Consider the following 24,162-nt stretch of genomic DNA (forward strand, 5'->3'; position numbering starts at 1 on the left):
AAAAGGCGGTTAATCAATTACGATTAACCGCCTTTTCTAATAGTGTTTGTAGGTTCTGTTAGTATTTATTCTGGTTTATGAATAAGGTTTACTACGAATTCGCTGTCTTCAACAAGTGTTGCTTGGATGTAGTTATCGCCGTTGAATTCTAATACTTGGCCTGGTACAAGTACGTGTTCTTCAGTTTCGTTAAGGAATACTTGTACTTTACCTTTTACTACTGTAAAGATTACATTTGCTTCTGGGTGATTGTGTTTTTCAACTTGTTCACCAGCTTTGCCGCCTTTTTTTACGATTACATAGTTAGGACCTTGGAATAATAAACCTAATTCTTGATTAACTGTGCCTGCCATAATAGACCTCCTAATTTTAGCTTTTTATGTTTTGAAAGCTGACGCTATCACTTAATTAAATTAACTTATGTAATTACCTTATGCTTATATTATAAATGATATTGCTTATCAATGCTGTGCCTATAGCTACAGTTTTGAAAGAAATATATATTAAATATAGATTTAAAATAGACGCAAAAACGAACGAAAGTATTTACGTTCGTTTTTGCGCCCGTTTTATGATATAGTATATTCGGAAAAATCGATAAGAATCATTTTACCTGTCTTTGAACAAAATTTGAATAAATTAGTCAAATCAGGTTTTTTAAGAAAACAAGGTATAGGACGTGGTACTACATATACTGTTAAGTAATTGTAGAATATAAATAACAAGATAAAAAGTGAACGTAAAATTTTACGTTCGCTTTTTGCTCGTTTTCGTTCGTTTATAGTGCCTAAACAAACGGAATGTTATGTATTTATTAATTATTTTTTCTTAATTGTATATAAACGTGTGCCGTTTTCTTCAGTCGTTACAAGTTCAAAATTAGGATCTACCGCTTTTACAAAGGCTTCGAACCATGTTTGGTACGCAAGTGCCATGAACTTAGGATCAACGCCTGCCGTACGCCAGTAGCCTGCTTGTAATCTGTGATCGCCAACCCATGTGAATTCGTCAGGGCTTTCAGAAACAACTTGGTCACCACCATCGCAAGGCATGCCATTTACGTAGAAGTTTTGAAGTGCATTGTAAATAGCTGGTGCAGTGTGCTCTTCAAGGCTGTCTTGCGCCACAACGCCACATGCTTGGCCTTGTACAGCAAACGCATCAAGAATAGCTGTTACTACGTTCACCGCTTCGTCGCCAGAGTTAGTGTCGAGCAAATCTTTGATGAAAGCTGCTTCGCGAACGGATGCGATGTTAATTTGGTTGGACAACCAGCCATGGATATTGCCATGATCGATGATGTTTTCAAGTGGAATACTTGGATTGATTGGCTCACCGTAAGTATCTACGGAGATGGAGTGCAATTCCTCTGCCAAATCATCAACAACTTTAGTTGTTTTCTCTAAAATCAAGTTTTCACGCTCAACGAGCAATTGAATTTTACGATATAACCAGTAATGGATGTGACCTAAGAATGCGGACATATTAAGCTCCTTTTCGTGCTGTTTCTAATTTTTGAACTAAATCGTATACATTAACACCATGAATTTCTGCAGCTTGCCATAATGGTTCAGCTGTAGAAGATGGGCAACCAAGGCAACCCATGCCGATGCTTTGTAATACAGGTACAACATTTGGATATGTATCTACGATATCGCGAATGATTGTATCTGGTGTAATAGGGGCACCTTCTTCGAGGCGTGGTGCTTCTGGTTCAGGATCGTTACCATGACCAGGCAAGAACACAGCTGGTTCGTCAGATTTGCTTTCAGCTGGAGCACCTTCAAGGTCGCCTAATACAGCTGCTTTGAAAGCCTCTAAACCAATGCGGTCAATGAATTCGCCCATGCGCTCGATTTGTGCATTTTCTTTATAGTATGCAATGATACGATCTACTAATGCAAGAGCTTCTTTTTCAGTTGTTACTTCAGCGATGAGGTCGCCGATGCGTGGATGAGCACCGCCGCTACCGCCAGCGTATACATTCCAGCCCTCTACAGTACCGATAATACCAACATCTTTCATGCGGCTTTCAGTACAAGAGTTAAGACAACCGGACACGCCGATTTTCATTTTGCTTGGCATTTCTTGAGACAAATATTTGCGCTCAATTTGCATACCAAGATGTACGCTATCTTGTTTAGCACGTTTACAGAATGTAGTACCTGGGCAGATTTTTACGCTGCGCACGCGGTTAGATACAGTGTACGCTGGCTCCATGCCGAGCATTTCCCAAGCTTTATCTACGTCTTCTGCTTTCAAATTCGTAATCATAATGCGTTGGCTGCCAGTTAATTTAAGAACGGCGCCGAACTCATTGGCTACGTCGATATATTTTTGTAATTGTTCAGGTTGAATGAAACCTGCAGGAACGCGAGGTGTAATTGCATAACGGCGTTGACCGTTTTTAATGCGTTGTAAATTTGCTACAATTTGTGCCATGTTAGATCCTTTCTCGAGCCCTCTCTGCGGAGAATTGTGGCTAAAACTACTTAGTTAATCTATGTGATTCTTTGTTTGTAAAAAATATACGCCATTGGGTTTTGTGAAAGCTTCGCACATATACGAACAGCGTGATGAGATCAACTAGGCGATGCCTCATCAAAACCCGGCGTAACGATCAGTATGGGTATTAAATACTGACCCGATGTTTCTAGTATAAACTATTTTAACACGTAATAATGTAACCTAAGCTACAAAAATGAAAAATTTCAATATTAATTATTAATAGCATACATGATTTTTGATACTACATCGTGTTATTAAATTTACCCAATTGGTAAATTATTTATTTACATTTGTATTTGAAGAGGTATAATAGAATTAACCTACTAGGTAAATTATTATAAATGGCCATTTATATTGTATCAACCATTCACTATGATTTGAGAGAGTCGGTGACATATTGGATATACGATATAAGAATAATAAGATACGTAAGGTATGTACAGATATTAATGTAGCACAGAAAAAATATAATCTTAAAATGACAGTAAAACTATATGAACGGTTACAACAAATTAGTCAAGCTACATCTATTGAAACATTAATTTTTTTGCGATTAGGAAGATGCCATCCTTTATATGGAGATCGATTAGGACAATATGCTATGGATTTAATCCATCCATACCGCTTAATTTTTACTCAATATGGTAATACTGTAGATATTGTAGAGATCCAAGAAATTGTGGATTATCATTGATAAGGAGTGTAAAAAGTATGAAAATTTATAGAAGTAATACCTTTATAGCGATACCACCAGGTATGACTATAAAAGAGGTTTTAGAAGATAGGCATATGACGCAAAAAGAATTAGCTACACGAATGGATATGAGTGAAAAACACATTAGTAAGCTTATTAATGGAGAGGTGCCATTAACTCAAGATGTGGCAATGCGTCTTGAGCGGGTATTTGGTGTAGAGGCTAGTTTTTGGAACGGTCTAGAAGCTGCATATAGAGAATCTATCTTAAAAGTAGAGTATGAGAATTCTATTGATGAAGAAATCAACTTTGCTAAACCTTTTGGTTATGCCAAACTCGCACGTTTAGGTATCGTGCCAGAAACGAAAAAGGCAGCTGAGCAGGTCAATAATTTACAGAAGTTTTTTGAGGTAGCTTCTTTAAAAAATGTAGCTAATGACATGGTTATGCCCTTAGTATATGAAAATATTAAGGATATGGAGCCCGCTAAAAAGAGTGCGATTTATACACTAGTACAAATCACGAAAGGGCAGGCTCGTTTTGTAGAGGTCAATCCTTACGATGCGGAGTTACTAAGAAAATTTATACCAAAAATTAAGGACCTTTCTAGTGAACCTTTAATCGGTGTGAAAGAGCCTCTAAAGGATATGCTAGCAGCATGTGGCGTAATTATTGTATATTTGCCAATTATTGATAATATAACCTCCACATGTATTATCTATTCCAAAGGAAACTCCATTGTTCTTGGCATACCAACGGAAGACACTGATGGTTTTTGGAATTTATTAGAAGAAGCGCTACATAATTTGGTAGAACGAGACTTTCCACACAGTAATCGGAAATATCGCAACAATGATCCTGTAACTGTGGTGAATTATTAATTTAGTTTTTGTAAATATGTAAGGTGGTACTTCTTAGGCTTTTCTTAGGTCTTTCATCATGCAATTTGTAAGGACTTTCAAAGTACAATCTGTAGGACTCTCATCCTGTAACAAAATAGCGTATAATAGACACATAGAATATTCTTGATGTAGGAGTACCAATGAAAGTCCTTTACGATACAATTTTAAAAGCAACATATACTGGTCGCCCGAACCGTTTTGTGGTGACTTTAGATTTAAATGGTGAAAGCGTGCTCGCTCATTTGCCAAATCCTGGTCGCATGTGGGAGCTCTTGTTCACCGGTGTAACGATGTACATCGTGCCTCACGATAAGCCTGATGCGAAAACGAAATATCGCGTGGTCGGCATCGAGCGCGATGGTGTCGTGATTATGCTTGACACTAACTACAGTAATGATGTAGCCCAGCATTTGACCGAAAATAAACTTATCCCAGGTTGGGAAGAGTGGCGTGTTGTACGACGAGAATATACGGTTAAACTACACGGTACATCATCACGTTTTGACTTGCTTCTCACCAATGATAAAGGTGATGAGTTCCTGTTAGAGGTTAAGTCTTGTACGCTATTCTCCAAAACTGGAGCCATGTTCCCTGATGCTATTACAGAACGAGGGCGCAAGCATTTACTACATTTGAAAGAACTACAAAATGAAGGCTACCACACAGGGGTTCTATTCCTCGTACAATGGGACCGAGCTCAGTGGTTCTTGCCAGACTACCATACAGATTTGGAATTTGCTCGTACCTTTAAAGAGGTAGCACCGTCTTTAGATTGGAAAGCTGTTGCAGTGGCATGGGATGAGACTTTCACTATGCCGACTGTCACCCGTGAATGTTCCTATCCGAGTAGCATTCTCGACACAGAGGCTCACGATAGTGGCGTGTACGTGATGGTCATGCATCTCGACCATGATTTAGACCTTGAGATCGGCTCTAAAGGAATGATGCATTTCAAGGCGGGCTACTATATGTATGTAGGCTCTGCGAAGGCGAATTTAACGAAACGCATTGAGCGCCATAAGCGAAAACGAAAGAAAATGCACTGGCATTTAGATTACTTCCGCGGTCACTGCGAAATGATAGCAGGTCTGCCGATTCGAACTAGTTTAGATGATGCGGAATGCACTCTCGCTGATGCGGTCCGTGGCGTTGCCGAATGGGACGTGCCTAAATTTGGATCTTCCGACTGTGACTGTACAAGCCACCTATTTGGGATGACGGACAATCCGATACATAATAAAGAATTCATGGATGTGGTAGAAAATTATCGCATGAATATGTTGGATGCGCTAGTTAAGTGATTGTTGTTGGGGCCCCGTCACATAGTGGTTTACTAGTTAAAAAAGTTAGACACTTATTCCTTCGCTCCATAGTGACCTAAGTCGCTCATTCATAAGTGTCTAACTTTTTTACAACCCTATATGTGGACTAGTCCCAACAACAAAAGCACTTTTCCTTTCGCATGGGGCGAGGCCCCTGATGGGGAAAGGGTGTGAAGTAGAGTATCAACAATCAGCTGATGTTATCAATGATTGTGTCTGCATATTTGATATGAATACTTGATACAAATGGGGAAAAGGAGAGAGGTGTGGTTGTGTATGCCTTTGTTTGTTAGGTTTGTGTTGTTGGTTTTGTTGTGTGTTTGTAGTGTTGTATTGGGTGGTTGTACTTCTTCTCGGATAACGCTGTTTGATGGGGATCCATACACGCCAAATGATGTGAAGGAGATGGTTGAGGAGCGTTTTTCGGCTTATAATCCCCGTCTTGTGTTGCAGTCTTCTAGGGTTGTTTCTACAAAGCCCAATAAACATAATGAGTATACTTTTTTAGATGAGAATAATGGTTTTGTCTTTACTACAAGTGTGTATGTGAAGACTCCTGAGCTACCTATTCCAGGTGGTCAGCGGGTAACGAAGGCTGAGTATAGGTATGCAGATACATATTTAAATCATTTAAATAGTGAGGTAGCTCTTCTTGCTACAAAATATCGCTTTCACATAGCTAATGATGAGGAGCGTAAGGCGCTCATCAGTGCTAAACTCATGCGTCCAGATGGTAATAGTACAGCGCCTTTGTTTGATGAAGGAGATTTTGTATTTCTTAATCAAACATCTAATGGTGCTGGTGTAGTGGGCATGTTACGAGACATATATTCTCTATATAAACCTAATGGTGACGAGACCTTAGTAAGTAGTGTGTATGGACGTAAGGTTAGCTTTTACTATTTACCAAATGGTGAAACAGACAAGAGCAAGGCTCTGTACCTAATAAGTTTTAAAATTAGAGGGCGGGAAGATTGGCGAGATACCTTAATGAGTGGTGTTGGTTATCAAGATAAGAGTTCTGAGCAGATTGAACGAGACATAATTACCGTTGTTGATCGGGAAATACAACAGGCTGTGCGAGGAAAATAGGTCAGGGAGAGGTGTATCTATGAAGCAGTTGATTAGGTATATATCATTAGTTGTTGTGTGTATTTGTACATTTTTATTGAGCGGTTGTTCTTTTGTGTGGACGATGGAAAATGGTGATCCTGCCACGCCAGAGGATATCAAGGCTAGTGTGGAAAAGGAGTTCAGCGTTGTTCATCCGCGTCTAGTTCTTCAATCTGCTGTGGTGGAGAAGGAGAAACCATTCCAGCGCAATGTATATGTTTTTTATGATGAAAGCAATGGTTTTTCTTTTACCATAAATTCTGTGGTGCATCGTCCAACCTTGCCTGCACCTGGTGGTGAGAGAGATAATGATGCAGATTTTGCTTATTCACAGGCGTATTTAGTTCATTTGAACTCTTCTTTGGTGGAGAGTGCTAAGCGGTATGGCATGCGGATGGCCACTCATGAGGAGGCGTTGGAGCTAGCTAAATCTAAAGCGACACGCGTTGCTGGTACTAATAAGATACCTTTATTTACATACGATGAGATTATTTTTGTAGATACGTCTGTAAAGGGTGAAGATGTTTTAACCTTTATGAAATCTATATATAGCCAATATAAACCGCAAGATAATCCAGCACTGTTGCCTACTGAAAGAAGCATAGGCTTTTACTATTTGCCAAAAGGAGAAGCGGATAAAACAAAAGCTAAGTATTTGATCTCATTTAGATTTAAGGCAAAGAATGATTGGAAAGAAACTATGTTAACTGGGATTGGTAGCACCGGTGCAGACACTTCTGCTGTGGAACGAGATTTTGTTAGCATTTTAGATCATATGATAAAGCATGCGGGTCACTAAATAAGGGATAGAGATAGTTATAAGTGTTCAATACGATGATAAAACAGTTGTTTTAGGATTGTAATCCCGAAATATATTGTATTTAATAAAAATAGGGATTATAATCCTAAAAAATGATATAATTATAATAAATAAGGATTATAGTCCCTGTTTAAATTATAAATGTACTGAATTAGGATTACTATCCTAAAATATGTTTCTAGTTGTGCAATAATAGTGAATATTGTTGAGCTAAGGAGGTTATAATGCCTTTGATTCAACGCGAGCAATACTTAGAATTTTTAAGGCGTCATAAAGATCAAGATGTGATTAAAGTCGTTTCTGGTGTGCGTCGGTGCGGCAAATCTACATTATTTGAATTGTTTAAACAAGAATTATTAGCTAGTGGTGTAAAAGCCAATCAAATCATTTCTATTAATTTTGAAGATTTAGAGTATGAACCGCTACAGGAGTATCATGCCCTCCATGAGTATATAGTAGAACGATTGATTCCAGAGACTCCCATGTATGTATTTTTAGATGAAGTGCAGCATGTACCACAATTTGAGAAGGTCGTAGGAAGTTTATTTATCAAACCTAATGTGGATATTTATATTACAGGTTCAAACGCATATTTTATGTCTTCTGATATTGCCACATTATTAACCGGTAGATATGTGCAAGTTGAGATGCTACCGCTTTCATTTAAAGAATTTCATAGTGCATATAGTCAGCAAAACTTGTCAGATATGGATATATACAATTTGTATATCGAGCATAGTTCTTTCCCTAGGCTTGTACATGTTGAAGATGATGAAAGTATTGATGAATATTTAGAAAGTATTCTAAACACTGTTATTCTGAAAGATATTGTAACGAGATTAAAAATTACAGATGTACCATTATTATTGGATATTATTAAATATTTATTAGCTAATATAGGGAGTTTGATTAATCCAACGAAAATTGCGAATACGCTCACTAGTTATGGTCGCAAAACGGATAATAAGACGGTTGAGAAATATTTACAAGGTCTCAAAGATGGTCTTTTAATCTATGAAGTTGACCGATTTGATGTAAAAGGAAAAGCGTTATTGCAGCGAAATGCTAAATATTATGTTGTAGATAGTGCATTCCGTAAGTTTTTATTAAGTCGTACAGATTCGGATCGCGGTCATATACTCGAGAATATTGTATATTTGGAATTAATTAGACGTGGTTACCGTGTTTATGTAGGGCATCTACAAAATGGTGAAATAGATTTTGTAGCTAAAATGCCACATCGTTTAGAATATTATCAAGTAAGCTATAGCGTTATGGATGATACTACGTTACGACGTGAATTATCACCGTTAGAGAAACTTGATGATAACTATCCTAAATATTTACTTACAATGGATGTGTTACATAAAACAGATAATCATAATGGTATAGAGCAAAAGAATGTTTTAGATTGGCTACTAGAATAGGTGAAGTAGCTTTCACAAAAATGCAGAAAAATACCGATAAAATTAGCCTTTATCCCTTAAAAATGCTATAATATTATGATGAATTATAATCAGTGTTAGTAAAATGAGGTGAGATTGTGGCAGACCAACAATGGTCCCACGGGAATATTCATCCCGTTCAGATTGATAAAGAAATGAAGAACGCCTATATCGATTATGCGATGTCCGTAATCGTAATGCGTGCTCTTCCAGATGTGCGTGATGGCTTGAAACCAGTACATCGTCGTATTTTGTACGCGATGCACGAAACAGGCATGACGCCAAATAAACCGTACAAGAAATCCGCTCGTATCGTCGGTGACGTACTAGGTAAATATCATCCACATGGTGATATCTCCGTTTACGATGCAACGGTTCGTTTAGCGCAAGATTTCAATACGCGCTACCTCTTGGTAGACGGCCACGGTAACTTTGGTTCCATCGACGGCGATAGTGCCGCTGCGATGCGTTATACCGAAGTACGTATGGCGAAAATTACGCAAGAAATGCTCGCTGATATCGATAAGGAAACTGTTGATTTCATGCCGAACTATGATGAAAGCTTGCAAGAACCTACAGTATTGCCAGCGAAGATTCCAAATCTTCTCATCAATGGTTCCAGTGGTATCGCCGTAGGGATGGCGACAAATATTCCGCCGCACAATCTTAATGAGGTATGTAATGGCCTTACCATGCTCATCGATAATCCAGATGTAACTGTGGACGAATTGATGACGCAAATCAAAGGTCCAGACTTCCCGACTGGGGCGCTCATTTTGGGCCGGGAAGGCATTAAGAAAGCGTACTCCACAGGTCGTGGCAGCGTAAAAATGCGCGCTCGTGCAACCATTGAAGAAATGGCAAAGGGCAAGCATAAAATCGTAGTGACTGAGATTCCATACCAAGTTAACAAGGCTCGCGTTATTGAAACGATTGCGAACTTGAGCCGCGACAAGGTAATCGATGGCATCACAGCACTTCGCGATGAATCTGACCGTCAAGGTATGCGCATTGTTATCGAATTGCGCGCTGACGTGCAACCAGATATCGTTCTTAACAAATTATATAAACACACTCAACTTCAAGAATCTTTCGGCGTGATTATGCTGGCCCTCGTAGACGGTCATCCTCGCGTATTGAATTTGAAAGAAGTATTGGGTTACTACTTAGATCACCGTCTCAATGTAATAGTACGTCGTACTCAATTCGAGCTTAACAAAGCTGAAGCGCGTGCACACATCTTGGAAGGTTTGTTGATCGCCCTTGATCACATCGATGAAGTTATCGCTACAATCCGCAGTTCTCAAACTGATGAAATCGCACGTAATGCATTGATGCAAAAATTCGGGCTTTCAGAAAAACAAGCAGTAGCCATCCTCGACATGCGTTTACGCCGTTTAACAGGCTTGGAACGCGAGAAAATTGAAGACGAATATAAGGAATTGTTGGCATTGATCGAAGACTTGAAAGCTATCTTGGCTAGCGAAGCGCGTCAACGTCAAATCATCAAAGACGAACTCGATGATATGAAGAAGAAATACGGCGACCCTCGTCGTTCTGAAATCACAATCGATACGTCCGATCTTGATGTAGAGGACCTCATCGCTGACGAAGAGATGGTTATTACCTTGACTAAACAAGGTTATATCAAACGGATGAACGCGAACGTATATCGCAATCAACATAAAGGTGGCGCTGGCGTTATCGGCATGAAGACGAAGGAAGACGATTATGTAACACAAATTATGCATGTTCGCACGCATAATACATTGTTATTCTTCACGTCCACAGGCCGTACATACCGCCTCAAAGCATATGAAGTGCCAGAAGCAGGTTCCCGCAACTCTCGCGGTACTGCTATGGTTAACGTATTGCCACTAGCTGTAGGCGAATCCGTTACGACTATGATCGACCTTGAACGCGTTCAAGAAGATGTAAACTTATTCATGGTAACTGAGTTCGGCGTTGTAAAACGTACAGCTATCGAAGAATACCGCAACATCCGTCGTTCTGGTCTCAACGCTATCAACCTCGACGAAGGGGATCACTTGATTTCCGTCAACGTAACGACTGGTGACCAAGATATCTTGATTGGTACTAAATTGGGTATCGCTATTCGTTTCAGTGAAAGCGATGTACGCCTTATGAAACGTGCGGCTCACGGCGTGCGGGGCATTAAACTCAATGCAGGCGATGTGGTTGTAGGTGCTGGTGTTATTAATGCTGATGAAAGCGAAGCACAAGTGTTTACTATCTCCGAAGAAGGATTTGGTAAACGCAATGATGCGGAAGCTTACACATTGCAAAAACGCGGCGGTAAAGGCTCTAAGAACTTCAAGATTACGAACAAAACAGGTGACGTAGTTGCCGTTGAAGTTGTTCATAACGATGATGAAGTAATGCTTATCTCTGAACAAGGCAAAATCATCCGCTTCAACATGAATGATATTGCTGTTAAAAAAGGCAAAGCTATTTCTGGTGTGAAAACACAAAACCTCGACGAAGGTGATAAAGTAGCTAGCATTGCTGTTATTCCAGGTTCTGAAATCGAAGAAGATGTAACTGAAGAATAATATAATTAAGTAATTAAGATACAAATATGTAAGTAACTATGGGCGGCCATCTTAGATGGTCGTCTCTAGCGTTAAGGAGTTAGAAATGAAAAAATGGTTAGCTGCTATGTTTGCAGCAGGGGTTTTCTTTGTAGGTGGCTTTGGCCAAGCGAGTGCCGCTGATTGGTATTATATCGATGCTGATGCTGATGATGCAGCATGGTTTATCGATAACTCTTCTGTATATAAAACAGATGATGCGGCAACAGTACTTGTTAAAATTAACAATGTAGAAGGCTTCACATACATCTACACAGTACGCATCGATCGTAAAGAAAAAACATGGACAGAACTTGATACAACAGTATACAGTGCTGCAGGCGTAGCGTTATTGTCCAGCAAAGACGCACAAAAACCTACAAAAATTGAAGATGATACCATGGGCGCGGAAGTTATGAAGGCCCTATGGGGTAAATAATCCTTCGGTGTAGGGATGCCCATTCTAGACTGTGTGTTTAGATAGTAGACCCAACACTTCTATGAAAGCCTCCAAAGCGAGCTAAGTCGTTTTCATAGAAGTGTTGGGCCTTTTTATTTCTAATTTACGCTAATCTTAGTATGGGCATCCCTATTATAATACGATTATTTAATCCCATAGGGCCCTCGCTAGACGTTCCTAGAGGAATAAGCTAAGTCGTTTTTAGAACAGTTCGGGGCTTTCTGTTTTCTTACCAATCTTACAGGGCGAATATCAGCCTTCAAATCTATTGGATTATTTAAAGCCCATAGGGGCCTCGCTAGACGTTCCTTAGAGGTTCTATATAGTTTATGCATTTAATAGAGTTTTTATTAGTAATATGCAATTATGGTGTTATAATGAAGTCATAGTGAATTGTATTATGCGAAATGCATAGTTGTTTAGATTTTCTAATCAGGAGAGAACGGTTATGAAGAAATGGTTTGCATGTTTAGCGGTAGCAGGTTTGTTATTTAGCGCTGGTGTGGGCATGTCTCATGCTGAAAGTTGGTATCCTCTTAATACTGATGCGGATGGTCGTACTGGTTACATCGATAACGATACGGTAGAAAAAGACGATGCACAGGCTAAGTTGAATTTGAAGATTGTTGACCCTAGTGGTGATCACGCTATCTATACTTTGCAATTTAATCGTGCTGCAAAGACTGCGAAACTGCTCGAGATGAAAGCATACAATCCAGCAGGCTATATGATTGGTGGCCAAACATACGACAATACAGACATACAAATACAAGAAGGAAGTAATCTAGATCACGTGTATCACTTGATTTGGTAAATTTCCTCTTTAGTTATGAACGGGTGGATATATCTCTTCGGCCTCCATAGTGACCTAAGTCGTCCTTAGAGATATATCCACCCGTTTTCTCATTTCCTAATGAGGAAATCTTTCCAAAACTGCGTTTGGGAGTAGTTACCTAAGTCGGTCTCAAAGAGATGGAACCCTTTCTGTACGTATGATTAAATGTATCTAAATTATTTATTCCCTTAAATTATGGTATAATTTAAGGGAATAATTTTATGTATAAGGGATTAGAACCGAATGGAGGTGTGTGTATGCGTCGTTTTGAGTATGGTTGGATTCAGTCTTTGTCGTGGGATATGGATATTTTAAGTCTTATTGCGGGAATCTACCGAGCGAATGGCAAGGAGGAGGTTTTGCTTTCACAGAGTCCTGCCATATTAGATTCTCTTGTAGAGTTGGCAAAGGTACAGAGTACAGAGGCTTCAAATGCGATTGAAGGAATCGTGACGACGAGTACACGGCTTCGGCAGTTGGTGGCTGATAAGACTACGCCTCGAAATCGGGACGAGCAGGAGATCATGGGGTATCGTGATGCTTTAAATGTTATCCATGAAAGTTATGATTCCATATCTTTGTGTCGCAATCATATTTTGCAGTTACACAAGATTTTGTATAATTACCAGTTCAATGCTCGTGGTGGGCAGTTAAAGAGTGTACAGAACTATATTAGTGCTACCTATCCCGATGGATGGACAGAGGTGTTATTTACTCCCCTAGCGCCCTATGAGACCGCAGAGGCCCTTGACCAGATTTGTGCTGAATATAATCGTGTTGTAGGTAATGGAGAGGTAGAACCACTCCTAGCTATTCCTATTTTTATACATGATTTCTTATGCATTCACCCATTTAATGATGGGAATGGCCGTATGAGCCGTTTGTTAACGACATTATTGCTGTATCGCAGCGACTTTATGGTAGGGAAATATGTATCGTTAGAGGCCAAGATTGCAAGACATAAGGATATGTATTATACTGCTTTACGCGAGTCTAGTGATACTTGGTATGATGAAAGTTCCTGCCCTATATCGTTTATTCGGTATTGGTTACAAATGCTATTAGCAGCGTATCATGACTTTGAAGACCGCAGTTCTTTATTGGTAAATAGTGGTTCTGCCATGGAGCAGGTGCAAGCTGCCATCGACAATCATTTAGGGGCTTTCACAAAGCAAAATATTCGGGAATGGTGTCCAAATCTCAGCGATAGTGCTATTGAAGGGTCTGTACGTGCTCTTGTGAAGGATGGTCGTATTCGACGAAAAGGTGGAGGTCGTTCTACCTATTATGTGAAGTCTTAATAATTGAGCACGTTTGTCTTTCATAAAATATTTAGTTTCATCGAATATACTAGTTTTTGTATTCTTGTATTTAAATCGAGAGGTAAACATATGAAAAAAACATTGGCAGCTGTTTTGGCAGCAGGCGCTTTATTGATTGGTGGCATCGGTAGTGTTGATGCAGCAAATTGGTATACTGTTGGTACTGATAGTAACGGTATCACTTGGTCCATCGATAATGATTCTGTTAAAAAAGATGACAAAAAAGCAACTTTGGACATCAAAGCTATGGACTACGAAGGTTACCACTACATCGTAACTGAAGAGTTCAACCACAAAAAACGCGAAGTAAAAGACGTTAAGGTTACTCTTTACAATCCAAAAGGCGAAGTAGTAAAACAAGAACAACCTAACAAATCTACTCGTAAGGTTGAACAAGGTACTCCTGCATACGCTGTATACACACTTATCTGGGGTGACAAATAATCTGATCCTCTGAGGGTTATGATTTTTGGTGAAAGCCTACATACGCACGTTCTCATTTGAGGCGTGCGTTTTTTTACTACCTTTAATTCCCTAAAATCTGGTGAATTATTTATTCATTCGTGGTACAATGGGAATATTATTACGCATTTTTGTAAGTTGTCTCTTATTGAAATATGCTTACGCACAATATCATGTAGAATATTATGTATAATGTCACGCACAATGTTATGCAGAATGCTATGCGCAATATTATGTCATCTAGAGAGGGTTGATTGGTCATAATTTTGCACAAAAGTGTAACATTTCTACATAGTATAAACTTTCACTATAGCGTATACTAAAGGTAAGATGTGGAAGTACGCCTTGAGCACAGTGCTCTGTAGTTTGGCCTATTTCTTTTAAAGGTTTGCTAGTTTTAGTTTGTTAGAGGAGGTCCTCATGTCTCAATACGAATTTATCGATAAACGCGTGCCGATTGCGCTCGACAATCCATCCATTTATCACGACATTTCTAAGTGTAAAAACTGTACGTTATGCCGTCGCGCTTGTGCGGACGTAATGAGCGTACTCGACTACTACGATCTCGATGCAAATGGCGACGTGCCTGTATGTATCCACTGTGGTCAATGTGCGGCTGCATGTCCATTCGACTCCATGCATGCTAAATCCGAGCTTGAAAAGGTGAAAGCAGCTCTTGCAGATCCTGAAAAAATTGTTGTTATTCAAACAGCTCCAGCTGTTCGTGTAGCTATCGGCGAAGGCTTCGGTTACGAACCAGGTACATTCCTTGAAGGTAAAATGGTTGGTGCATTGCGTGCATTAGGTGCAGACTATGTAGTAGACACTAACTTTGGTGCGGACTTAACTATCATGGAAGAAGCATCTGAGCTTGTAGAACGCCTTAAGAATGGTGGTCAAATTCCTCAGTTCACAAGCTGCTGCCCAGCGTGGGTACGCTTTGCAGAAATCTACTTCCCTGAATTGATTCCTAACTTGTCTTCCACGCGTTCTTGTATCGCTATGGAAGCAGCTATGATTAAAACATATTTTGCTGAGAAAAAAGGCATTAATCCTAGCAATATCGTATCTGTATCTGTAAACCCTTGTACGGCTAAAAAAGCAGAAACAAAACGGGAAGAAGAAAATGCAGCGGCTCGTTACCATAATGATGAATCCCTTGGCATGGATACTGATATTTCCATTACCACACGTGAGTTCATCCGTTGGATTCAAGAGGAAAACCTCGACTTCAATGCTATTGAAGAATCCCAATTCGATGACTTAATCGGTATGGAAACTGGGGCCTCCATCATCTTCGGTAACACTGGCGGTGTTATGGAAGCAGCTATGCGTACAGCATACAAGCTCATCACTGATAAAGAGCCACCTCCATATGCTTTGACTCACCTCGAAGACGTTCGTGGTATGGAAGGCGTTAAAGAGGCTACTGTTCAATTAGGTGATGATGTAACATTGTCCGTTGCTGTAGTGCATGGCGGTAAAAACACACGTGACTTCCTTAATGCCTTAAAAGACAGCGATAAACACTATGACTTCATCGAAGTTATGGCTTGCCCAGGTGGCTGTATTGGTGGCGGCGGTCAACCACGCACTAAATTGCCTCAAGCTGTGAAAACTAAGGAAGCTCGTATTGGCGGTCTTTACGAAGCTGATGCGAACTACAAATGGGTCGCTTCCTATGAAAACCCAGAAATCCAAGCCTTATACAAAGACTTCTTGGGTGAACCATTGGGCCATAAGGCACATGAACTTTTACATACACATTACACAAACCGCAGCGCAGTTCTTGGTGATCGCAAAGATGTAACACCTGAAACATGTCCAACATCCCCTAAATATAAGGGCTAATCGTATTACCATGTAGCTAAATAAAAATAAATCCTACGGGTCATGAGTGACTTGATACTTGTGTAGATATTGACTACTGAGTGTCAGCTTACATGCGATTCGTAGGATTTTTATATTTATCCTTCTTATAGTTTTGTATATGTTATATGTATGGATCTCATAAGGCACTAGATTGTGACTGTATGTACTATCATAATGATTTCATATCAATGGATTGTTTTGTATAGTAATTGTTACTATTACTTTATAACTTTATTATGATAAATTAGTATAGAAAATTAGCTTTCACATGAGGTAAAGATGAATTATATAGTGTATAATATATAGAGAAGTAATGTGTAAGAGAGTTCAGCAAGGAGTTTTGTGGAGAGATGAACTTGTTTTTACGGCGTGCCTTATGTGGCATGGCCTTGATAGTCGCCGCCATCAGTATTGCGGGATGCCAACATGAGAGTCAGGCAGAGCAGGAAGAGGTACGAACTGTATCGTATCGAGCCGTCATGGAATCAGACAAACCTGTCCCTGAGAAGGTGAACACCTGGCTTGGGGCTATGTCTCAAGAGGACAAGATAGGTCAACTGATGATGATTAGCCTTCACGGCAGCACGGTAGGACAGTCCCAAAAGGATGTCATCAGGAAATACCGTGTGAGCGGCGTTATGCTAACTAATGAAAATCTAAATAATAAAAACCAAGTGAAAGCTTTCACCAGCGATATCATGCAAACGGCCACAACGGCGAGTATGGTGACGCCATACATCGGTATCAATCGGGATAAGGTGTTGAGTACGAATGAAAGTTTCTTGCGCTTGCCAGAGCCAAATCGTTGGGGGCAACTACCGATGGAACGGATCATCAATTTAGTGACTCGATCGGCCATCGAAATGCGCGATATGGGCTTTAACCTCATTATGGGACCAAATGCAAACCTAGGGGTGCCGAATGTGTCCTATACATCTGACCCTACGTGGGCCGGGCATATGGATCTGGCCATGGCGGAGCGTTACCAAATCAACCACATGTGGTTTGGCTATAACTACTTCCCAGCAGTGAGCCTTGGTGATGCATCCTTTGAGACCGCTAACGATGCGAAAGCCTATCTGAACAATAACGATGTGTCCGTATTTAAACGCCTCATTACACAGACGACAGCGAATACGTACATGCTCGTCATAAGCCATGTGCAAATCCCTGCCATCGATAATGAACACCTAGCGAGTAGCTCGAAAGCAATCATAACGGACTGGCTACGACGTGAGCTAGGCTATAACGGCGTGGTTATGACCGACCGTGTCGATGTAGGGGCCTTGCAAGCAAACCAAAAGATAGGGGACTTTGCAGTTAACTCCATCGTAGCAGGCAGTGACCTCGTCCTTCTTGATGCGGATACGGGTCACATCGATGAAGTTCATCGCGCACTTACGCAAGCAGTGGCGAACGGAACCATTTCAAATGATCGACTCAATGATGCGGTTAAGCATATTTTGCTCATGAAGATGCAAACTCAACTACAACAATAAAGAAATAAATACAACAATAAAGATACAACTATAACAATAAAGAAACAACTCTATAAATATCCTTATTACGTACGAGTCGTATGACGTGCTATACCTTATGGTAGGCACGTCTTTTTATATGTGTTGATTATGGAAAAAGATTATATACGAAATATTGTATGTTGGCGTGACGAGAATAGACCTATAAGAATACAGTAAATATAAGGGATTCTACAATCGAATGGGTAAAAAGTGAACCATTAAATAAGTATATTTTATGCGTAAAAAATTTAACATAATAAAAAGTCATGTTAATAATATGAAAATAAGTTTATATTTGTTTTAAATTTATGATATAATAATCTCCATAGAATGTTGGAGGTGAGAGTATATGAATTTTGTGGGACGTGCTGAAATTATTGAGAGTATCCAGTCCCGTATTGCGATGAATCAAATGAGTTTGTGTGTTGTGTACGGTCCGCATCGCAGTGGCAAATCCTATGTGGCTTCCCAGCTTGTACGACGTCATAAGGCGTTATACTTGGCAGGTCGCATGGCTAATGAAGCAATCCATGTAGCCGATATGAATCGAGCTCTTGAGGCACGTTTTGTTCCTACCGATGAGCAGGACAAATTCGAACCGATCACTAGCTTGCAAGAGGCTTTTGAGGGTCTATTTGAAAGCAGTGTGAAAACGCCTCAGACTGTGGTGATTGATGATTACCCTTCCTTGGTGGAGGCTGTACCTCAGTTCCCCATACACTTGCGTGATTTGTTAGATACCTATAAAGAAACGAGCCAGTTGAATATCATCTTGATGGCCAATGGTTTAGAACAGCTCGATGGTCGCATCATTGGCGATCGCAGTCTAATCGGTCCCTATGTGTCGGAATATTTTGAGGTGAAACCGTTCTCCTTGGTGGATATGAAATCCTTGGGCCTTCACTATGCTAAGGATGACTTGCGTACCGTATTCGCCGTAACAGGCGGTCTACCTGCGTATGTGCAGTACTTTGATAATGGTGAAAGCATCGATACGAATATCATTAATTTGTTCTTCTCTGTATCGGGCGCTTTATTTGAAGAAACACAACATATCTTACATCGAGATATGAAAAATATAACAGGTGCTAACGCTATCCTGTCTGGCCTTGCTACCCTTGAAAGACCATACTACGTGGAGCTTTTACAAGCTAGCCAAATTAAAAGCGGCACCTTTACATCTCGTTTAAATGACCTCATGGCGATGGGTCTCGTAGGTCGTATCCAAGCGAATAGCCGTGGACCTGCGAAATACGCAGACTACCACTTTACCAATAGCATGTTCCATTTCTGGTACCGCTATGTGTATAAATACTGGGGCGAAATCGTCCGTGGCAACGGTGCAGACGTGTACCAAACCTACGTAAAACCACAACTGAAAGACTTTGTGGAAGCTTCCTGTATTGCAATTTAATCAGACAATTTAATCAGACACCACACTTCCTCTGTGGTGTCTTTTTGTGTTGTTTATTTATTTTCAGCAATTACCTATCTAGGTGTATAGTTATGACCTTTTATGGGTAGAAATTAATGTTAGCATGTAACAGAATATGACGGAATTCAAAAGAATTGCCAATTTGTCAAAATCTCCAATCCACGCTATTGTGTAGATAAGCGCTATGCCATGGCAGGAAAGGGGATTTATGTTATACACAAACGAAGAACCGTTAGTACAACGAACCTGTATTAAAACTGCAAGCTTACAATCGGAGAAATTAGTTACTAGAAAATCAGTATCTGAAAAAGGACAATATAAAAAAGCAGAATCTAAAAAAGCACAATCTGAGGAGCTATCATCTGCGGAAAAAACTTCTAATGAAGTACTTTCTAAGGAACCAAAGTACAAGGTGCCAGAGGAGTTGAAATTACAGACCCTCATTTGTGGGCATCAGGTATTAACATCCTTATCGGATAAAAGCCTTGTGTCGATTTGTCAAAATCCAAATATGCGGATTCAGACCGTTGGATATCAGCCTTGGTCTGTTGATGAGCTGCGCCATGATGCGGCACAAATAGAACTCTGTCGCAGGTATCGACCACTCATCTTGCACTATACGAATCGGACCGGAAACCGCGAGTTTAGGGAAGACCTAGAGAGCTATCTATGGGCCATACTCTTGGAATCGATATATAGCTTTGATCTGAAAGGGGCTGTACCGTTCCCTGGCTTTGTGAAAGCTGGTATTAGATATGGTTATATGCGGTATTGGAAACGAGAACGGTTACGTAATCATCGTGAGATTCATATACCAGATCGCATCACCGAAGATGGAGAGGTCACGATTGGTATGGATATCTTCTCGTCGGGAGAAAATATAGCGGACATGATCATGACTGCCGATGAAGAACAACGCTTACGAGCCCGTCTCGTATGGGCGTTAGGCAGACTGTCTCCAGATCAGCGCGACCTATTGCGTCGCGTTTACGGAGAATGCCAAAGCTTGGTATCGGTCAGTGAAGAGCTGAACTGTAGCCGCCAAGCTATCCAAAGACGTCATGAACGAGCACTTCGGAAGCTGCGTAGATACCTAACGACGGACTTTAAGAAACTACGAGTACACTAGATATGAATACAATAGGGCTATATATTCATTAGAGATATACACGTATTAGAGTTATATACATATGAGATTCTTAGAACTCTGAATCGATTAGAATATGTAGTGTAAACATATGAATATTAGTCTATTAGAGTCTAGTTCGTATTAAATAATATGTGTTAATATAATTTAATTTCTTATTTATATTCTGATTTTTGTATAATTACATTAATCTCGATTAACAGATATACATAAAATATGCAATTCTCAATTTAAATGAGAAAATAATGACACATATAAGTAACCATTAGTTTTACAAGATCTTAAAGTCTTTAATTTTACATAAATTTCTATAGTTTTGTGTATATATTTACAAATTATACAGACTGATATACAATTAAATCAGCAGCAGATTAAAGCATGCGAATCTGCTTTCACAGAACACGTGTTCATTGTATTGTTGAAAGGAATGTTCCTAATTAGAGGGGAGAGAATTCCTATGATAACACATGATGAATTAACAGATATGATGGCCGCTCGGCTATCTAAGGGAGAGGATTTGGATTTGATCTATACGAATCCAAAGAACCACATTGTTTGTTTTATTCCTACTTATGAGCCTGGTGGTGGTGACAGTACGAAGTGCTATTTCGTAGATGGCCGTGAAGAACTGATCTGTCTGCCGATGCGCACCATTACGCGGGAGCTGGCGGTACAGGAAGGGTTGAGGCCCAATTACATTATGACCAGCGACGGTCGGCGTAGTAGCTATACATCGCCTAAGACCTATGGTCCGCATCTGACCTTTGCCCATATCAAATGTCGGCGCCCTATCGGCAAAGACGTGGTGTATGGACTCTTTAACGTGGCTATACCTTATGAATATATCGTTACAGAAGGTCCAGAACCCGATACGAGCTATATTCACGTGGGGAACTTCGCACCGATTTTGGTGTACCAGTCTCCGCGTCACGTTAAACATAAACTGAACGAAGCGATGCTAGAACACTGCAACTACGTGCGCAAAATGCTAGCCCGCATCAAACTCAGCCAAAACCCACAAGTCGTGGCCGAACTATTTATCGCCTGGAGAGACCTAACGAGATAAAACACTAGGGGAGAGACGAACTAGAACGCTAGGGGGAGAAATGAACTAGTAGGGGAGAGAAAGAGAGGAGGAACTATAGGGAGAACAATAACATAGGGGAGACATAAATAAAAGGTTATCATTAAGACACGACAAATAACGATTTACCTTTAACAAGAGGTTGTAGCAAGAATACGGTAAGACCGTACTCTGTTACAACCTCTTATTTTGTTTGTATAATGTAGTCTCATAAATTTATAGATTTTATTTACTCATTTAGGTTACAATAATAAGAGTATTTAGAAAGGGGTTGCATGCATGAATAAGATAGACTTAGCGTCACCAGTGGTGAAGTGGGTAGGCGGTAAACGTCAGTTGTTAGAACGATTGATGCCGTTATTTCCAGAAACATATACTACCTATTGTGAACCATTTATTGGTGGTGGTGCTGTATTATTTGCACTGCAACCAAAGAAGGCAATCATAAATGATATTAATAGCGAGTTAATAGGGGTTTATCGCGCTATTAAGGATGATGTGGATGCATTGATAAAACGGTTAGCACAGTTTGAGAATACAAAAGAATGTTTTTATGATGTGCGAAGTTGGGACCGTAATGCAGAACTTTATAATCAGTTAACAGATATTGATAAGGCTGCACGTGTTATATTCTTAAATAAAACTTGTTATAACGGATTGTATCGTGTAAATAGTGCTGGTGAGTTTAATACACCTTTTGGTCGTTATAAAAATCCTAATATTGTTAATGAAAGTACACTACGTGCGGTACATGAATATTTTAATACCGCAGATGTAACAATATTAAATACGAGCTACTCTGAAGCTGTTCAAGGTTTACCAGAAAATAGTTTTGTTTACTTGGATCCTCCATATGATCCCATATCGGTAACGGCAAGCTTTACTGGCTATAATGCAGGAGGTTTCAGTAGAGAGGACCAAATTGCTTTACGAGACTGTTGCCGTCAACTTGATGCAGCGGGCATAAAATTTATGCTTTCAAACTCTGCTACAGAATTTATACAAGATATTTATAGTGATTTCAATATTACTATTGTTCCTGCAAAACGTGCTATTAACTCTGTAGGCTCAAAACGTGGCTGTGTCGATGAGGTTGTAGTTAGAAACTATGAGTAAAAGTAAAAAGAAACGAAAAATAGATATAACATGGACTAAGCTGAACGATAAGCATCATATTCTAGATGCGATTAAGGATAAGGGATACTTTATAATTTCTGCTAAGCAAATCGGAGAGTTTCAAGAAGCACGATTAGCTGTTAAATTCGATCACTCTGATGCTCGACCAGATTTATTTGAAGAAAATAATTTATCGATTCTACCAATTACGCGCGGTGATTATTATATCTCTCATATAAATGCATATCATAATTTTGAATCGGATACATCAGAGATTACCTATTTAAGACCTCCTGAACATATTAAAAGCTTAGATGTAACATCTATTAATAGTGAAAGTAAGGCTTTGAATATGGCCTATATATCCGGGATTTTTGCGGACTTTTTAGAAGACGAAAGTTTATTACCTACTGTTTCAGGTCGTATGAGTTCTGAATCATTTGCTTTTTATGCGGATGTTGTTAGTAAAGATGTAACTGATAAAGAATCAACTGTAACAGTAGAAAATTCACAAATTGAAATTGATGCGGCCTATGAAGGTATTCATAGTCTTGCTTTAATGGAAGCAAAACGAGATTTGACAGAAAATTTCTTGATTCGTCAGTTATACTATCCTTTCCGAACTTGGCATCAGAAAATGGCTGGAAAGCCAGTACGTCCAGTATTTCTAATTTATAGTAATAGTATTTTTTATCTCTATGAATATAGATTTAAAGAATTACAACATTATAATTCATTAGAATTAGTGAAACATAAACGATATTGCCTAGAAGATACACATATTTCAGTAGAGGATGTGCAAAAAGTATTGAGAAAAATACGGTTTAATAAGGAACCGAATATTCAATTCCCACAGGCTAATTCTTTTGAACGTGTTATTAATATTTGTGAATTACTTTATATTAATGATGTGGAAAAGAACTTTATTACAGAAGAGTATTCGTTTGATGTACGCCAATCTTCCTATTATTTGGATGCGGCAAGATATTTAGGTCTTGTAGAAAAATTACTAGATTCAGATGGACATGATTATTATACATTAACAAAATTAGGGAAATCTTTATTCTCTATGTCCTATAAACAACGTCAGCTGAAATTAATAGAAACCATTTTATCTTATAAAAGTTTTAACTTAACATATAAGGCTTACTGTAAATCTAACAAGAGACTTTCTGATCGTGAGATTGCGGAATTTATAAAAAAGGCTGGTGTTATTAATCCTAGAACTGGGGCACAATATAGTGATGCAACTTATAAAAGACGTTCTAGTACTGTAAGATCTTGGATTCGCTGGATTAAAGGTATTATGGAAGATTAATTGCTTAGTTTTTAAATAGTTAATTTATATTAAGGTGTTATTAATAGGTATAGTTTAATGTTTATGAGTTAAAGTTCTGCTACTTTCTTAATTATACTAAATAAGCATAATTATACTGTATATAGAGTAGAAGTTATCCACAATACTATATATTGTGATGTGGATAACGTTTGAATTGACATTTATATCTTTTAAT

Annotated in this window: 21 protein-coding genes; 18 read left to right on the plus strand and 3 right to left on the minus strand. The window is 39.3% G+C overall.

Translation table 11 applies throughout. From position 1 onward, the window contains the following. Positions 1–65 precede the first annotated feature (65 nt). From O3607_RS09070 to O3607_RS09080, 3 genes are all read right to left on the minus strand, one after another. Positions 66–353: a cupin domain-containing protein gene (locus O3607_RS09070; protein WP_009351598.1), complete on the minus strand. Its 288-nt coding sequence runs from the start codon at positions 351–353 to the stop codon at positions 66–68. A gap of 465 nt (positions 354–818) precedes the next feature. After that, positions 819–1,484, minus strand: a complete 666-nt coding sequence (locus O3607_RS09075; protein ID WP_295217622.1) for a hypothetical protein — start codon at positions 1,482–1,484, stop codon at positions 819–821. Position 1,485: 1 nt separating this feature from the next. Further along, on the minus strand, positions 1,486–2,442 hold the full coding sequence (locus tag O3607_RS09080; protein ID WP_371443739.1) for a DUF1858 domain-containing protein: 957 nt from the start codon (positions 2,440–2,442) through the stop codon (positions 1,486–1,488). Between the two features lie 463 nt (positions 2,443–2,905). Here O3607_RS09080 and O3607_RS09085 point away from each other — a divergent pair, with 463 nt between their 5' ends. From O3607_RS09085 to O3607_RS09170, 18 genes are all read left to right on the plus strand, one after another. Continuing rightward, a complete protein-coding gene (locus O3607_RS09085; RefSeq protein WP_195186117.1) occupies positions 2,906–3,202 on the plus strand; it encodes a type II toxin-antitoxin system RelE/ParE family toxin in 297 nt (98 codons plus the stop codon). A gap of 17 nt (positions 3,203–3,219) precedes the next feature. Continuing rightward, positions 3,220–4,083 (plus strand): HigA family addiction module antitoxin, encoded by an 864-nt coding sequence (locus O3607_RS09090; protein WP_371443740.1) that lies wholly within the window; start codon positions 3,220–3,222, stop codon positions 4,081–4,083. Positions 4,084–4,244: 161 nt separating this feature from the next. Next, complete coding sequence (gene sfsA, locus O3607_RS09095; protein ID WP_371443741.1) at positions 4,245–5,405, plus strand: DNA/RNA nuclease SfsA; 1,161 nt, start codon at positions 4,245–4,247, stop codon at positions 5,403–5,405. A gap of 318 nt (positions 5,406–5,723) precedes the next feature. Beyond that, positions 5,724–6,518: a hypothetical protein gene (locus O3607_RS09100; RefSeq protein ID WP_287539382.1), complete on the plus strand. Its 795-nt coding sequence runs from the start codon at positions 5,724–5,726 to the stop codon at positions 6,516–6,518. Positions 6,519–6,537: 19 nt separating this feature from the next. Further along, positions 6,538–7,338: a hypothetical protein gene (locus O3607_RS09105; RefSeq protein WP_227283524.1), complete on the plus strand. Its 801-nt coding sequence runs from the start codon at positions 6,538–6,540 to the stop codon at positions 7,336–7,338. Positions 7,339–7,583: 245 nt separating this feature from the next. Further along, entirely contained in the window at positions 7,584–8,786 is a 1,203-nt protein-coding gene (locus O3607_RS09110; protein WP_119209239.1) for an ATP-binding protein, read from the plus strand. Positions 8,787–8,902: 116 nt separating this feature from the next. After that, positions 8,903–11,377 (plus strand): DNA gyrase subunit A, encoded by a 2,475-nt coding sequence (gyrA, locus tag O3607_RS09115; protein ID WP_371443742.1) that lies wholly within the window; start codon positions 8,903–8,905, stop codon positions 11,375–11,377. 85 nt (positions 11,378–11,462) lie between these two features. After that, positions 11,463–11,834: a hypothetical protein gene (locus O3607_RS09120; RefSeq protein ID WP_178885921.1), complete on the plus strand. Its 372-nt coding sequence runs from the start codon at positions 11,463–11,465 to the stop codon at positions 11,832–11,834. Between the two features lie 469 nt (positions 11,835–12,303). After that, positions 12,304–12,669, plus strand: a complete 366-nt coding sequence (locus O3607_RS09125; protein ID WP_178885919.1) for a hypothetical protein — start codon at positions 12,304–12,306, stop codon at positions 12,667–12,669. Positions 12,670–12,947: 278 nt separating this feature from the next. Beyond that, positions 12,948–13,991, plus strand: coding sequence for a Fic family protein (locus tag O3607_RS09130; RefSeq protein ID WP_371443743.1), 1,044 nt, complete (start codon positions 12,948–12,950; stop codon positions 13,989–13,991). Between the two features lie 90 nt (positions 13,992–14,081). Next, a complete protein-coding gene (locus tag O3607_RS09135; protein ID WP_119207101.1) occupies positions 14,082–14,456 on the plus strand; it encodes a hypothetical protein in 375 nt (124 codons plus the stop codon). 438 nt (positions 14,457–14,894) lie between these two features. Beyond that, positions 14,895–16,325, plus strand: coding sequence for a [FeFe] hydrogenase, group A (locus tag O3607_RS09140; protein ID WP_060924841.1), 1,431 nt, complete (start codon positions 14,895–14,897; stop codon positions 16,323–16,325). Positions 16,326–16,696: 371 nt separating this feature from the next. Beyond that, entirely contained in the window at positions 16,697–17,845 is a 1,149-nt protein-coding gene (locus O3607_RS09145) for a glycoside hydrolase family 3 N-terminal domain-containing protein (RefSeq protein ID WP_371443744.1), read from the plus strand. A 370-nt stretch (positions 17,846–18,215) separates the two neighbouring features. Beyond that, complete coding sequence (locus O3607_RS09150; RefSeq protein ID WP_129823695.1) at positions 18,216–19,280, plus strand: ATP-binding protein; 1,065 nt, start codon at positions 18,216–18,218, stop codon at positions 19,278–19,280. 229 nt (positions 19,281–19,509) lie between these two features. Next, positions 19,510–20,430: a sigma-70 family RNA polymerase sigma factor gene (locus tag O3607_RS09155; protein WP_371443745.1), complete on the plus strand. Its 921-nt coding sequence runs from the start codon at positions 19,510–19,512 to the stop codon at positions 20,428–20,430. Between the two features lie 475 nt (positions 20,431–20,905). Continuing rightward, positions 20,906–21,514 carry a hypothetical protein gene (locus O3607_RS09160; protein WP_371443746.1) on the plus strand — a complete coding sequence of 203 codons (609 nt, stop codon included), beginning with the start codon at positions 20,906–20,908 and terminating at the stop codon, positions 21,512–21,514. A 297-nt stretch (positions 21,515–21,811) separates the two neighbouring features. After that, positions 21,812–22,648 (plus strand): DNA adenine methylase, encoded by an 837-nt coding sequence (locus O3607_RS09165; protein WP_371443747.1) that lies wholly within the window; start codon positions 21,812–21,814, stop codon positions 22,646–22,648. Next, positions 22,641–23,966, plus strand: a complete 1,326-nt coding sequence (locus tag O3607_RS09170; protein WP_371443748.1) for a hypothetical protein — start codon at positions 22,641–22,643, stop codon at positions 23,964–23,966. Before O3607_RS09165 ends, O3607_RS09170 begins: the two co-directional genes overlap by 8 nt. Positions 23,967–24,162 lie beyond the last annotated feature (196 nt).

This window comes from Veillonella sp. 20925_1_51 (assembly GCF_041431445.1).
Taxonomy (GTDB): domain Bacteria; phylum Bacillota; class Negativicutes; order Veillonellales; family Veillonellaceae; genus Veillonella; species Veillonella nakazawae.